This is a genomic window from Streptomyces sp. NPDC058459, assembly GCF_042721685.1.
GTDB lineage: Bacteria > Actinomycetota > Actinomycetes > Streptomycetales > Streptomycetaceae > Streptomyces.
The window spans coordinates 1-12,716 of the sequence record NZ_JBHXLV010000189.1; the positions used below are offsets into that span (position 1 = coordinate 1).

Sequence of the window (12,716 nt, forward strand, 5' to 3'; positions counted from 1 at the left end):
ACCGGGTGGACGACGGTGACGTCGGCGGTCACCTGGAGCGCGCCGCGCTTGCATCTGGACGGCCCGTCCGGCTCCGTACCCGCACCCGTCCCGACCCCTGGCAGTCAGCGCCCTATTCCCCTGGGACGCGTCCGCATCGTGACACGGAGCACTGACAGCGGGACCGGCCGATGACGCGGGTCCGGCAGGGGAGATCAGCCTGTGGGAGGGGTCGCTTCGCCGACCTGGGGTTCCGGGTCTCCTGCGCCGGCCCGCGTCCCGGCGCGGCATCCGAGGACCGCACCCGCCGCGCGTGGCGACCACCCCGGCTGCGGCAGGTCCCGTTGCCGGCCGGGGTCCAGATCGTGGCGCCGAGGCCCTCCATCCGTCGGGGAACCCCGGCTGATCCACGCCGGAGCGACCTCCCGTGGACGTGCCTCAGCGATCCCGAGGGCGACGAGTGCTGCGTGCTCGCGCTGCCCCGAGGGCTTCAGTCCCGCACCGCCTCGACCAGTACGTCCGCCGACATGAGCCCCAGTGCGTTGGCCGCCAGCGGGCTGTCCCCGGTGAGAAGTTTCCGGTCCTGGTGGGTCTGGCCGGTCATGTCGGAGTTCAGGACGGTGACGCCCTGCTGTTCCAGGAGGTCGGCCACCAGCCAGGGGAGCCGGCCGGGGAGGTAGCCCATCTCGAGGTTGGCGCCGGCGTCGAGGGCGTCCGGGAAGACGCAGAGGGAGTAGCCGACGAAGGGCGACCTGTCCTTGCCCTGGGCGGCGGCGAGCAGCGCGGCGGGGCCGTGGCAGAGGGTGATGACGTACTTGTCGTTGGCGAGCGCCCAGTCGAGGGTCTTGGTCACGTCCTCACTGTCCGCGAGCCCGATCACCGCTCCGTGTCCGCCGGGGATGAAGACGGCGATGTAGTCGGACTCGGGTCCGAGCTTGTCCGCGACGACCTCGGAGAGTTCCAGCGGCTGCTTCAGCTTGGGTTTGATCGCCTCGTAGGTCTCCATGACGGCCTCGTCCTCCTCCGGCATGGCCCACAGTTCCAGCTTCACGGGGTTGCCGCTGAGGGTGGCCACATCGACGTCGAAGCCCGCCTCCATCATGTGGTGCAGCGGAAGCAGCGTCTCCACGGGATGGTTGCCGGTGGAGAAGAACTTGCCGTCCTCAGTGAGCAGATACCGCTCGTCCGTGCCGATCATCAGCACCTTCCACCGCCCGCCGGTGTAGGCGCCCTTGTGCTCCACGCCCTCGAAGTCCGTCCTGGGCGCGGTGTACTTGCTCAGCGAGTACGGGGACGGGAAGAACGCGTTGTCCTCGGCCGGGTCCGGAGCCGGGTTCCTGCTCGGGTCGGTCGCGTCTGACATGGGAAACCTCCTTTTCTCCAACGTAGGCACTGCCCGGCCCGGACGCATGACGGGGCGGGTGGGGGGCGCCATCCCCGGGGTGCAGAGTGGCCGGGGGGAGCCCGCGTGGAGGAGATCGGATGCCTCGGCAGCCACCGGAAACCGCTCAAGAATTTGACTTCGTGATCGTCGGCTCGGGCGCCGCTCGACTTCCACGGCTACTACCCCGGTTACGCCGAGGACGGCACCCAGGGCCGCGACCGGCTGGGCGTGGTCGTGCTGAAGGGGCACACCAGGAACCGGGGTGGCTCGGTGACCCTGCGCTCGACCGATCCCACCGAGCCGCCGGAGATCCGGTTCCACTACTTCTCCGAGGGCACGCCCGGCTGGGAGGAGGATCTGGACGGCCTGGTGGACGGGTTGCGGATCGCTCGTGACGTGATCGCCAACGCGGGGGACGCGGGCGTGAGGGGCGAGCTGGTCCCGGGACCGGAGGTCCGGACCGACGACCAGCTCAAGGAGTGGGCGCGGACCCAGTGCTGGGGGCACCACGCGTGCGGCACCGCCAGGATCGGCACGGAAGACGACCGGCTGGCGGTGCTGGACGGCGACTTCCGGGTGCGCGGGGTGAAGGGGCTGCGGGTGGTGGACGCGTCGGTGTTCCCCGACATCCCCGGTCTCTTCATCGACTCGGCGGTCCACCTGGTCAGCGAGAAGGCGAGCGAGGCACTGCTGGCCGATTACCCGGCGCCGTGACACCGGCCGCGCCGAACCACCTGGGCAGGTGGGCGAGCAGCTCCTCCTGACTCTCCCCCGCCCAGGCCACATGCCCGTCCGGGCGCAACAGCACGGCAGGCACGTCGAGTTCCTCACTCACGTCGATGACGTGGTCCACCCGGTCCGCCCAGCCGTCCACCGAGAGGCGGCCGGTCTGGTCGAGGAGGAGGCCGCGGGCGAGGCGCGTGTGCTCGTAGAGGCGCCCGTGCCTCAGCTTCACGTCCCGCAGCCGCCTGCCGAGGAGTTCATGGCCGTCGCCGAGGTCGTAGCGGATGTCCACGGCGGTGATCATGCCGGTGATGTGGCGGTTCACCTCCTCGAAGTCCATGAGCCGGGAGAGGAGTTCGCGGAGCGCGGCGGCGCCGGGGTCGGTGCCGAGGAGCGTCATGCCGGCGCGGGTGGTCCCGAGCACGCGGGCGCCGACCGGGTGGCGTTCGGTGTGGTAGCTGTCGAGCAGGCCGTCCGGGGCCCGGCCGTTGACCTCGGCGGCCAGCTTCCAGCCGAGGTTGAACGCGTCCTGCACCCCGAGGTTGAGCCCCTGGCCGCCGGCCGGCGGGTGGATGTGGGCAGCGTCGCCGGCCAGCAGGACCCGGCCGTCCCGGTAGCGCTCGGCCTGCCGGGTGGCGTCGCCGAAGCGGGACAGCCAGCGGGGTGAGTGCACGCCGAAGTCGGTGCCGGCCACGGCCCGCAGCCGCTGCTGGAACTCGGCGAGGGTCGGCGGGGCGGACCGGTCCTCGCAGACGCCGTCGGCGGGCACGATGACGCGGTACAGCCCCTTGTGGCCGTCCACGTCCGGCGCCAGCCCGAACCGCGGCTGCGTCTTGCGGACCTCGTCCACGACGGCGGCGATGGCCGCCGGGTCCTCGGTGGCCTCCATGTCGCCGAGCAGCGTCTCGACCGTGGCGGGTTCGCCGGGGAAGCCGACGCCGAGCAGCTTGCGTACCGTGCTGCGGCCGCCGTCGCAGCCGACGACGTAGCGTGCGCGGAGGTCCGTCCCGTCGGCCAGTCCGACACCCACCCCCTCCGGGTCCTGGCTCAGCGCGACCACCTCCTGGCCGCGCCGGATCTCGGCGCCGAGTTCGCGGGCCCATGCGTCGAGCAGCCGTTCGGTGGTCACCTGCGGGATGGCGAGGCCGTACGGGTGCGCGGTGTCCAGCCGGTCCGGCCACGGCTTCATGATGCCGCCGAACAGGCCGCCGACCTGGAACTTCTCGCTCTCCGCGAGGAACCGTCCCAGCAGGCCCCGCTGGTCCATCACCTCGACGCTGCGCGCGTGCAGGCCGCGTCCACGGGACTGGCTGCCCGGCTCGGCCAGCCTCTCCAGCACGACGACTTCCACTCCGCCGAGCCGTAGCTCCCCGGCCAGCATCAGCCCGGTCGGCCCGCCGCCGACCACGATCACATCGAACATCCACCCGCCCCGTCAACGAAATCGACCGCGAACCGAGAAGCGGGGCGTACTGCGCAAACACGCCATTTCCCTCACTCCCGGCCGCGGCCGCCCATTCTGCGACACCACGGGGGCCTTGCCGCAAGACCCCCTGTGCGCTATATCTTGAAAGTGGCAAGGAGCGTCCGACCTCCTTGCCTTCGCTGTTTCCGGGTGGCCACGCCGGCCGTCCGGGGACGGCGGTGAGGCGGACGCGGAGCTGTGGCTGCCGGTGGAGGAGGCGGACCGGTCACCCGCTCGGAGAGGGACCGTAAGCTCGGACCATGGACCGGAGGACGCGGTGACCGGCGGGGAGTGGTGACCGGCGGGGAGTGGTGGCCGGTGGCCGACGTGCTCGGGTTCCTCGCCGGGCGCTGGCGGGTCACGCGGACCGTGCGGGACCTGGCGGGCGCGGACGAGGGGTACTTCGCGGGAGGTACGACCTTCGCGCCGTCTCCGGACGGGCTCTCGCACGAGGAGGCCGGGGAGTTCACCTGGCAGGCGGTGACGCGGCCCGCCACCCGGACGCTGCGGTTCGTGCCGGGGGCCGTGCCGGGCACGGCGGAGGTGCGCTTCGCGGACGGGCGGCCCTTCCACGACCTCGATCTGCGCGGCGGGCGGCACATCGCCGGGCACCCTTGCGCGGCGGACTTCTACCGGGGTGAGTTCACCGTCTTTGCCGCCGGCCACTGGCGCTCGGTGTGGCGGGTCGGCGGGCCGGGGAAGGATCTCGTGCTCACCACGGACTATGTGCGCGAGGGCTGAGGGGACACCGCGTCCAGGCGCAGCGTCCAGCGTCCCGCGCGGCCGGCGACCGTGACCGTGGACAGCGGGCGTACGTCGATGCTCCAGAAGGCGGCCGGGGGTGCCTTAAGCGCGTAGACGAGGGCCGCGCGGATCACGGGCGGCTCGGCCACGGCGACGATACGGGCCCAGTCGTCGCCGGGCCGGGTGTCGAGCCAGCCGCCCACCCGCGAGATGAAGGCGAGCATCGATTCGCCGCCGTGCGGACTGGCCCTCGGGTCGGCGAGCCAGGCGTCCACCGCCTGCGGCTCGCGGGCCATCGCCTCGGCCAGGGTCAGTCCCCGCCAGCGCCCCATGTCACAGTCGCGGAGGGCGAGTTGGGCGAGAGGGGCGTAGCCGAGCGCGTCGCCGGTGGCGCGGCTGCGCGGTGTCGGGGAGCAGTAGCGCAACTCGGCGGCGGCCAGCGGCAGCAGATAGCCGACCGAGCGCCGCACCTCGTCCCAGCCCGCCTGGTCCAGCGGCCGGTCGTCCTGGAACCGCTCCGCGTGCGACGGGGAACCGTGCGCTGCGGCCACGAACGTCACCCGAAGTGGCATGCGGTGATGGTGATCCCAGGACGGTGGCCGGTCAAGAGCCCTTGCCCGTGCCACTTCGGGCGTGACGGGAAAACATCGCCCCGCCTGCCTCACCGGCCCCATCGGGCAGCTGACCCGAGCGCCTTCACCGCACCTCGTCCCACGCCGCCCGCAGCCTCCGCACCCCCTCCGCGATCTCCCCCGTGCCGGCGACCGCGGCGAAGCTCAACCGGATGTGGGCCGCCGGGGGTTCGGCGCTGAAGTAGACGCGGCCGGGGGTGAGGGAGATGCCCGCGCGGAGGGCAGCCGCGGTCAGGGCGGTCTCCGTGACGCCCTCGGGCAGGCGGAGCCAGAGATGGAAGCCGCCGAACGGGATGTGCGGCAGGGTGAGTTCGGGCAGCCGCAGACCGAGCGCGCCGGTCATCGCCTCCCGGCGTACGGCCAGCTCGGCCGACAGCGAACGAAGGTGGCGCGGCCACGCCGGTGAGCCGACGAGTTCGAGCGCCGCTTCCTGCAGCGGCCGGGGCACGAAGAAGCTGTCCACGACCTGGATGGCGCGCAGGCGTTCCAGCACCGGGCCGCGCGCGGCGAGGGCGCTGACCCGGAAGCTGGGCGAGGTCGCCTTGGTGAGCGAGCCGACGTGCACGACGACGCCGTCCGGGTCGTCCGCCATCAGCGGCGGGGGCAGCGGGGGCGCGTCGGCGTGCGCGAGGCGGCGTACGTAGTCGTCCTCGATGACGAAGGCGCCCGAGGCGCGGGCGATCCGCAGCACCTCGGCGCGGCGGTCGGGGGCGAGCACGGCGCCGGTCGGGTTCTGGAACAGGGGCTGGCAGACGAAGACGCGGGCACCGGTGGCCCGGAAGGCGTCGGCCAGCAGGCCGGGGCGTACGCCGTCGGCGTCGACCGGCACCGGTACGGGCTTCAGGCCGGCCGCGCGGGCGAGGTCCAGCATGCCGGGGTAGGTGGGCGACTCGACCAGGACCGGCGCGCCGGGCGGGGCGAGCGCGCGCAGCGCGGTGGCCAGCGCGGACTGACCGCCGGCCGCGATGAGCACCTCGGCGGCGGTGACGGAGCCGCCGATGCCGCGTGCGAACCACTCCCGCAGCTCGGGCAGCCCCTCCAGCGGCGGCCTGCCCCAGGCGCCGGGGCGCCGTCCGGCGCGGGCGAGGGCGGCGGCCATGGCCTGCTCGGGCTGGAGGCCGGGGTGCGGGTAGCCGCCGCTCAGCTCCAGCACGCCCGGCGGCGGCGCGGGCAGCGAGACCATGACACCGGAGGCGTCCACGGTGCGGGGCACGACATCGCCGGCGGGGTCGGCGCTCAGCGCGACCTCCTGCCAGGAGGTGTCACCGGCGGGCGGAGTGGCGGCGCGGGGCCGGGCCCGGAAGGCGCCCGCGCCGGGCCGGGTGACGACCAGGCCCTCGGCGGCGAGCTGGGCCAGCGCCCGCGAGACGGTCACCGGGCTGACCCGGAACCGCTCGACCAGCGCCCGGCTGGACGGCAGCTTTCCACCGGGTGAGTAGCGGTCAAGCTCTCTCCTCAGCTGTTCCGCCAGTTCCCGCACACTGCTACGCTCGTTCATGAGAGCAAAGAGTAGCGCTACCGATGCAACCGTGATAGCAGTCAACGAGCCCCGTGATTCCCTGCTGCTGGGCACCGGCCAGGCCGCTCTCGGTGTGGTCGCCTTCTCCCTCACGTTCCCCGCCACCGCCTGGGGGCTGGAGAGCTTCGGCCCCTGGTCGCTGGTGGCGGTGCGGGGTGTCCTCGCGGCCCTGGTCGCGGGCGCCTGCCTGCTGCTCCTGCGGGTGCCGCTCCCCGCCGCCCGGCATCTGCCGGGGCTCGCCGTGGTCGGGATCGGGACGGTGCTCGGCTTCCCCCTCCTGACCACTCTCGCCCTGCGGACCTCCACCACCGCGCACGCGGCCGTCGTGGTGGGTCTGCTGCCGCTGACCACCGCCGCCGTATCCGCGCTGCGCACGGGGGTGCGTCCCTCGCGCCGGTTCTGGACGGCCGCGCTGGCGGGCGCGGCGGCCGTGGTGACGTTCACGGTCGTCCAGAGCGGCGGTGCGCTGACCAGGGCGGACGCCTGTCTCTTCGCGGCGCTGCTGGTGTGCGCGGCCGGCTACACCGAGGGCGGCCGGCTGGCCCGGGTCATGCCGGGCTGGCAGGTCATCGGCTGGGCGCTGGTGCTGTGCCTGCCGCTGAGCGCGCTCGGCACCGCGCTGGCGCTGGGGCAGGAGCCCGTACGGCTCACCGCGCACGGGGTGGCGGGGGTGCTGTGGGTCGCGGTGGGCTCGCAGTTCCTCGGGCTGCTCCTCTGGTACCGGGGCATGGCGGCGGTCGGCGTCCCGCGGGCCAGCCAGTTGCAGTTGGCTCAGCCCCTGCTCACACTGGTGTGGTCGGCACTGCTACTGGGCGAGCACGTCCCCGCGGCCGCACCGCTGACCGCGTTCGCCGTGCTCGTCTGCATCGCCGTCACCCAACGGTCGTGACCGTGAGGAGGGCCTGACAATGCACGCGTCCAAGGGCGACCGCCTTGTCCAGCACGGACGAGTGGTGGGCCAACACGATCAGGTCACCGAAGTGGTCGAAGTGATCGGCGAGCAGGGCGAACCGCCCTACCGCGTCCGCTTCGAGGACGGGCACGAGGCCATCATGTCTCCCGGCCCGGACTGCCAGGTCCGCCACCACGAGGACGGGACGAACTAGCCGGGACGAACTAGCCGGGACGAACTAGCCGGGACGAGCCGGCCGGGACCATCGGGCAGGGCCGCGGCCGGGGAACGGCAACGGGGTCAGCGCGGGGGTCTCGCCGGCCGGCGGTAGTGGCCGGCGACGACCCGCGCCATCGCGCCCAGCGGATCGCGGGCCACTTCCTGGGCGGCGAAGAACACATGCCCGCGCACCTGCGGATACCTGTCGGCCAGGCTTAGATGCCGGGACAGCTCGGCGGGGTCCTGCCAGGCCGGGGGCTGCCCGGCCGCGCCCGCCTTGTACAGCGCCTCCCCCACGTACAGCCGGGTCCGGGTGCCCGCCGCTTGCTCCGCCCACCAGTCGAGGAGCGTGGCGTAGTCGGCGGCCGGGAAGCCGATGTTCCAGTAGAGCTGCGGGACGATGTAGTCGATCCAGTGCTCGCGGACCCACTTCCGGGTGTCCGCGTACAGGTCGTCGTACGTCTGCACGCCCGCCCGGGTGTCGGAGCCGGAGGGGTCGGTGGCGGCGTTGCGCCACACGCCGAAGGGGCTGATCCCGAAGCGGGTGCCGGGCCGTACCCGCCGGATGCCCGCCGCGACCTCCCGCACCAGCCGGTCGATGTTGTCGCGGCGCCAGGCGGCCCGGTCGTCGAAGCCCCCGCCGTACGCGTCGTAGGCGGCGTCGTCGTCGAAGGTCTGCCCGGCGACCGGATACGGGTAGAAGTAGTCGTCGAAGTGGACCGCGTCCACGGGGTACTTGGCGACCGCGTCCAGTATGGCCAGCCGGACGAAGTTCCGGACCTCCGGCAGCCCGGGGTCGTAGTACAGCTTGCCGCCGTAGGGCACGGCCCACTCCGGGTGGAGCCGCGCCGGGTGGTCCGGGGTGAGACGGGTGGGGTCGGTGTGGTTGGCGACGCGGTACGGGTTGAACCAGGCGTGCAGCTGAAGCCCGCGCGCGTGGGCCTCGCGCACGGCGGTGCCCAGCGGGTCCCAGCCCGGGTCGCGGCCCTGGGTGCCGGTCAGGTACTCGGACCAGGGCTCGTACGGGGAGGGCCACAGGGCGTCGGCGGTGGGACGCACCTGGAAGATCACGGCGTTGAGCCGGTTCGCCACCGCCCGGTCGAGATGGGCGGTCAGCTCGGCCCGCTGCTCCTCGGGCGGCAGCCCCGGCCGCGAGGGCCAGTCCCGGCCTGCGACGGTGGCGAGCCAGACCCCGCGCAGCTCCCGGCGGTGCTGCCCGGAGGCGAACGCCGGGGTGCTCCCGGCCGTCATCAGGGCGGCCGGCACCCCGAGGGCGACGGTCCTTCGGGAGACGGTCCCTGCCGGAGGACGCGCCCCGGACATCGCACGAGCCGCCATCCGTACCTCCCACACGCTCCGAGTTGGCCCCGTGACGGATCGTCCCGGAGGCACGGCCTGTCCCTACCCCGTCGATCGATCATCGATACTTGGCGGTAACGTGCACGATCGGAGCGGGCACCGAATCCGGACGCCCCGCACGAGCCGGAGAACCAGCGAAGGGGACGATGTGACGGACTTCCGAGCCGGAGACATCTCGCGCGTCGGAGTCGTGGGCTGCGGCCAGATGGGCGCGGGCATCGCCGAGGTGTGCGCACGCGCGGGACTGGACGTGATGGTCGCCGAGACCACCGGCGACGCCCTGGAGTACGGCCGTACCCGGCTGCACAACTCCCTGGCCAAGGCGGCGGAGCGCGGCAAGATCAGCGATGAGGAGCGCGACGCGGCCCTCTCCCGGCTGAGCTTCACCACCGACCTGGGCGAGTTCGCCGACCGCGACCTGGTGATCGAGGCCGTGGTGGAGAACGAGCAGGTGAAGACGGAGATCTTCCAGGTGCTCGACCAGGTGATGACGCGTCCCGACGCGATCCTGGCCTCCAACACCTCCTCCATCCCCCTGGTGAAGCTGGCGGTCGCCACCTCGCGGCCCGACCATGTGATCGGCATCCACTTCTTCAACCCGGCCCCGGTGCAGGACCTGGTCGAGCTGATCCCGGCCCTCACCACCTCCGAGGGCACGCTCAGCCGGGCCCAGCTCTTCGCGGAGAAGGTGCTCGGCAAGCACGCCATCCGTGCCCAGGACCGCTCCGGCTTCGTCGTGAACGCCCTGCTGGTGCCGTACCTGCTCTCCGCGATCCGCATGTTCGAGTCCGGTATCGCCAGCCGCGAGGACATCGACAACGGCATGGAGATGGGCTGCGCCCACCCGATGGGCCCGCTGAAGCTCTCCGACCTCATCGGCCTGGACACGATCGTGTCGATCGCGGGCTCCATGTACACCGAGTACAAGGAGCCCCTGTACGCCGCTCCCCCGCTGCTCCAGCGCATGGTCGAGGCGGGCCGGCTGGGCCGGAAGTCGGGCTCGGGCTTCTACTCGTACTGAGCGGACGGAACACAGGTGGACCCGGCACTCATGTGGGTGCCGGGTCCTCGTGTTTCACACTCCGTGTGCGCCGGGGGCTCGCATATGCCGTTCGCACACGCTCCCCATGGGCCCACCGGGGCGGTTGACTCTGCGTGCGCATGCAAGGGACGCGGAGTCGTCCCGCCCGACCACCGAAGGGAGTGGACCCGTGACCGTCGAACCGGAGCAGGCCGTGGTTCACGGAGAACTGGCCGAGTTACGCCGCCGCCTCGACGTCGCCTACGCGCGCGTCGAAGGCGGGCTGGCCCTGCTCAGTCACCGTACCGAGGAGACCGCCAAGGAGCTGGACGAGCTGAACTCCCGGGTGAACTCGCTCGAACACGCCCGTTGGCCACTGACCTCGGTCGCGGCGCTCACCGCCCTGGGGGCGCTCGCCGCCGCCGTATGGCAGGCGCTGGCTCACTGACCGTCGGCGAGCCGGAGATGGTGCAGCAGGAGTAACGCGGCCGCCATGTTGGCGGCCGGGACCTCCCCACGGGCGATCAGGTCGGGGACGAGTTTGAGCGGGACCCACTCACGGCGGTCCGACTCGAAGTCGTCCACGGGATGACCGGTGTACTGACCCCGGTCGGACCAGTAGACATGGTGCCGGGCGTCGGTCAGGCCGTTGGACGGCTCCACGCTCATCAGGTGGTGCAGGGGTCCCGGCCGCCAGCCGGTCTCCTCCTCCAGTTCCCGCGCGGCCGCGCTCCTGATGTCCTCGCCGTCCTCCACGACCCCCGCGGCCAGTTCCCAGCCCCAGCTGTCGGTGATGAAGCGGTGCCGCCACAGCAGCAGGACCTCGTTGGCCTCGTTGACCACCGTGGCGACGGCGACCGGCCGCAGCCGGATCACGAAGTGGTCGAGATGTGAGCCGTCGGGCAGCTCGACATCCGCCAGATTGACGCTGAACCAGCGATTCGCGTACACAGTCTGTTCGTTCTGTTTCGTCCACTGCACGGTTCTGCCACCTTCCGCCGAGTAAGTGGCAATATCGCAGCAGGGACTGTTCCCGGCCCACAGGGCGCTCGCGGCGGCGCACCGCGCCCCGGCCCGCTACAGCGGTACGCGCAGCGCGCCGTCGATCAGTTCCGCCGCGTCCGCCGTCCCGGCCGAGCCGCAGCGCACCAGGTACTCGCGCACCGCCCGCAGCCGGTCGCGCAGCCGCTGGGACTCCATGCCGCGTGCCTGCTCAGCCATCTGCACAGCCGTCGCCACCGCCTTGTCGGCGTTGCCCTGGCGCAGCTCGATCGTGCTGAGCATCGCCAGCCGGTGCACCCGGCCCCGGTCGTGCGCCGGGTTGTCCACGGCCGCCGCCGCGTGCTCCCGCGCGGCCGACAGGTCCCCGAGGCTCAGCAGCGCCTCGGCCACCTGGACGTTGACCAGCCCCGGCTGCACGTACCCCGTCTCGTCGGGCTCGGCGCCCGGCCTGATCTGGCCGGCCGCCGTCTCCGCCCGCCGGATGCGGGACAGCGCGCCGCCCCCGTCGCCGAGGTGCGCGTACGCCTTGGCCTGCATCGCGTACAGGTCGGAGGCGAGCGCCGGGGTGATGTGACGGCCGGCCGTGCGCAGCGCGGCCTCCGCGAAGGCGACCGCCTGCCGGTACTGCCGCATGAACAGCGACTGGTTGACCAGCAGCGCTATCACGTACGCCCCCAGGCCCCGGTCCCCGCTCGCCTTCGCGAGCCGCAGCGCCTGGTGGAAGTAGCGCTGGGCGAGGCCGTGCGCGTCGGAGTCGTAGGCGCAGATGCCCGCGACGGCGACCAGCCCGCCCGTGGCGCGGTGCAGCCGGCGGCCGGTGTCGTCGGGGTAGCTGCCCCGCAGCAGGGGCGCCGCCTCGGCGTTGAGGAAGCCGACGACGCGGGTGCGGGTCGCCACCCCGCCCGCCTTCCGGTACATCTGTTCGTAGTGCGCGCGGGCCGCCCGCAGGGTGCCGATGTCGGCCTCGGTGACGCGCAGCCGGCCGCCGCGCGAGACGTCGACGTCCTCCGGCGGGTTCTCCCACTCCCACACCGGCATCACCGCGGGCGTACCGGTGACCGCGGGGGCGCCCAGCACATGCGGGCGCTGCTGTTCGTCGGAGCGCCACAGCGCGGTGGCCCGCTCCACGAACCCGGAGAGCGAGCCGGCGTGGGCGGTGGCGGCTTCGCCCGGCACGCCGAGGCCGATGTCGTCCAGCGTGACCGGGCGCCGTAACCGGCCCGCGAGCACCTCGCAGATCAGATCCGGTACCTGGCCGCGCGGCCGCTGGCCCTTCAGCCATCGCGCGACGGCGGTGTGTTCGTATCTGAGCGCGAGACCCCGGCGGCGGCCGGCCTGGTTGACGTGGGCGGCGAGCCCGGCGTGCGAGATCCCCGCCTCGTCCAGGATCGCGTCGAGCAGAGTGTTGGGCTGCATCAGTGGCCCCCCGAGTGGCGTGGTGCCGTAAGCGTAGTGCGAACGGGTTCACACGGGGTGTGAACGAAGTACGCGCATCCGCGTCCCGCGCGCACTGTCCGGCGCGCGGGCGGGACCGCTTCACTGGGTGCCCCGCCTCGCGAGAGGCGGGCCGGGCCGCCGCTCCCCCTCATCCGGCGGCGGTCCGGCCGAGCGCCCCCGGGTGCCGGGCGGAGCCCCGCACTCTCGCTGCCGCGCGGGACCGGTACCGCGTCGCCGGTACGGCCCTCGGGCCCCGGCCCGCGTTCGCGCGGCGGCGGCCGGGCACCCGGCCCGGTGGGCGCCGGGAACGGCGGCGGCCGGCCACGGATCGAGTCCGTGA

The 12,716-nt window shown here is 73.0% G+C and carries 14 protein-coding genes; 6 read left to right on the forward strand and 8 right to left on the reverse strand.

Annotated elements, in window-relative coordinates:
* Positions 1–469 precede the first annotated feature (469 nt).
* Entirely contained in the window at positions 470–1,342 is an 873-nt protein-coding gene (hchA, locus tag ACFWN1_RS26360; RefSeq protein ID WP_384366799.1) for a glyoxalase III HchA, read from the reverse strand.
* 249 nt (positions 1,343–1,591) lie between these two features.
* On the opposite strand from hchA, the gene ACFWN1_RS26365 reads away from it, so the two are divergent.
* Positions 1,592–2,077: a GMC oxidoreductase gene (locus tag ACFWN1_RS26365; RefSeq protein ID WP_384366802.1), complete on the forward strand. Its 486-nt coding sequence runs from the start codon at positions 1,592–1,594 to the stop codon at positions 2,075–2,077.
* Here the strand turns inward: ACFWN1_RS26365 and rox are convergent.
* Entirely contained in the window at positions 2,028–3,509 is a 1,482-nt protein-coding gene (gene rox / locus ACFWN1_RS26370) for a rifampin monooxygenase (RefSeq protein WP_384366805.1), read from the reverse strand. The two genes, ACFWN1_RS26365 and rox, sit on opposite strands and share 50 nt — an antisense overlap.
* Before the next feature lie 336 nt (positions 3,510–3,845).
* Between rox and ACFWN1_RS26375 the strand changes: the two genes are divergently transcribed.
* Entirely contained in the window at positions 3,846–4,292 is a 447-nt protein-coding gene (locus ACFWN1_RS26375) for a DUF6314 family protein (protein ID WP_384366808.1), read from the forward strand.
* Here ACFWN1_RS26375 and ACFWN1_RS26380 read toward each other — a convergent pair.
* Both ACFWN1_RS26380 and ACFWN1_RS26385 read right to left on the reverse strand, forming a co-directional pair.
* The gene (locus tag ACFWN1_RS26380; RefSeq protein WP_384366811.1) at positions 4,274–4,867 is read right to left on the reverse strand and encodes a histidine phosphatase family protein; all 594 of its coding nucleotides are present in this window, start codon (positions 4,865–4,867) and stop codon (positions 4,274–4,276) included. The two genes, ACFWN1_RS26375 and ACFWN1_RS26380, sit on opposite strands and share 19 nt — an antisense overlap.
* Before the next feature lie 124 nt (positions 4,868–4,991).
* Positions 4,992–6,425: a PLP-dependent aminotransferase family protein gene (locus ACFWN1_RS26385; protein ID WP_384366814.1), complete on the reverse strand. Its 1,434-nt coding sequence runs from the start codon at positions 6,423–6,425 to the stop codon at positions 4,992–4,994.
* On the opposite strand from ACFWN1_RS26385, the gene ACFWN1_RS26390 reads away from it, so the two are divergent.
* Together ACFWN1_RS26390 and ACFWN1_RS26395 are read left to right on the forward strand one after the other, a co-directional pair.
* Positions 6,424–7,335: a DMT family transporter gene (locus ACFWN1_RS26390; protein ID WP_384366817.1), complete on the forward strand. Its 912-nt coding sequence runs from the start codon at positions 6,424–6,426 to the stop codon at positions 7,333–7,335. The genes ACFWN1_RS26385 and ACFWN1_RS26390 overlap by 2 nt on opposite strands.
* 19 nt (positions 7,336–7,354) lie before the next feature.
* Complete coding sequence (locus ACFWN1_RS26395) at positions 7,355–7,552, forward strand: DUF1918 domain-containing protein (RefSeq protein WP_384366820.1); 198 nt, start codon at positions 7,355–7,357, stop codon at positions 7,550–7,552.
* Positions 7,553–7,638: 86 nt separating this feature from the next.
* Here the strand turns inward: ACFWN1_RS26395 and ACFWN1_RS26400 are convergent, their stop codons facing one another.
* The gene (locus tag ACFWN1_RS26400; protein WP_384366837.1) at positions 7,639–8,808 is read right to left on the reverse strand and encodes a glycoside hydrolase family 10 protein; all 1,170 of its coding nucleotides are present in this window, start codon (positions 8,806–8,808) and stop codon (positions 7,639–7,641) included.
* A 256-nt stretch (positions 8,809–9,064) separates the two neighbouring features.
* On the opposite strand from ACFWN1_RS26400, the gene ACFWN1_RS26405 reads away from it, so the two are divergent.
* On the forward strand, positions 9,065–9,937 hold the full coding sequence (locus ACFWN1_RS26405; RefSeq protein ID WP_384366823.1) for a 3-hydroxybutyryl-CoA dehydrogenase: 873 nt from the start codon (positions 9,065–9,067) through the stop codon (positions 9,935–9,937).
* 190 nt (positions 9,938–10,127) lie between these two features.
* Positions 10,128–10,385, forward strand: coding sequence for a hypothetical protein (locus tag ACFWN1_RS26410; protein ID WP_384366826.1), 258 nt, complete (start codon positions 10,128–10,130; stop codon positions 10,383–10,385).
* Here the strand turns inward: ACFWN1_RS26410 and ACFWN1_RS26415 are convergent.
* From ACFWN1_RS26415 to ACFWN1_RS26425, 3 genes are all read right to left on the reverse strand, one after another.
* On the reverse strand, positions 10,379–10,918 hold the full coding sequence (locus ACFWN1_RS26415; RefSeq protein ID WP_384366829.1) for an NUDIX hydrolase: 540 nt from the start codon (positions 10,916–10,918) through the stop codon (positions 10,379–10,381). The genes ACFWN1_RS26410 and ACFWN1_RS26415 overlap by 7 nt on opposite strands.
* A gap of 96 nt (positions 10,919–11,014) precedes the next feature.
* A complete protein-coding gene (locus tag ACFWN1_RS26420; protein ID WP_384366832.1) occupies positions 11,015–12,355 on the reverse strand; it encodes a transcriptional regulator in 1,341 nt (446 codons plus the stop codon).
* A 169-nt stretch (positions 12,356–12,524) separates the two neighbouring features.
* On the reverse strand, positions 12,525–12,716 hold a 192-nt coding region (locus ACFWN1_RS26425), incomplete at its 5' end, for a hypothetical protein (RefSeq protein ID WP_384366835.1).

What these genes read in the sequence shown, in the direction of transcription:
- hchA (WP_384366799.1), bottom strand. Translation starts at nt 1,342, where the DNA reads ATGTCAGACGCGACCGACCCGAGCAGGAACCCGGCTCCGGACCCGGCC.
- ACFWN1_RS26390 (WP_384366817.1), top strand. Translation starts at nt 6,424, where the DNA reads ATGAGAGCAAAGAGTAGCGCTACCGATGCAACCGTGATAGCAGTCAAC.
- ACFWN1_RS26395 (WP_384366820.1), top strand. Translation starts at nt 7,355, where the DNA reads ATGCACGCGTCCAAGGGCGACCGCCTTGTCCAGCACGGACGAGTGGTG.
- ACFWN1_RS26385 (WP_384366814.1), bottom strand. Translation starts at nt 6,425, where the DNA reads ATGAACGAGCGTAGCAGTGTGCGGGAACTGGCGGAACAGCTGAGGAGA.
- ACFWN1_RS26380 (WP_384366811.1), bottom strand. Translation starts at nt 4,867, where the DNA reads ATGCCACTTCGGGTGACGTTCGTGGCCGCAGCGCACGGTTCCCCGTCG.
- ACFWN1_RS26400 (WP_384366837.1), bottom strand. Translation starts at nt 8,808, where the DNA reads ATGACGGCCGGGAGCACCCCGGCGTTCGCCTCCGGGCAGCACCGCCGG.
- ACFWN1_RS26420 (WP_384366832.1), bottom strand. Translation starts at nt 12,355, where the DNA reads ATGCAGCCCAACACTCTGCTCGACGCGATCCTGGACGAGGCGGGGATC.
- rox (WP_384366805.1), bottom strand. Translation starts at nt 3,509, where the DNA reads ATGTTCGATGTGATCGTGGTCGGCGGCGGGCCGACCGGGCTGATGCTG.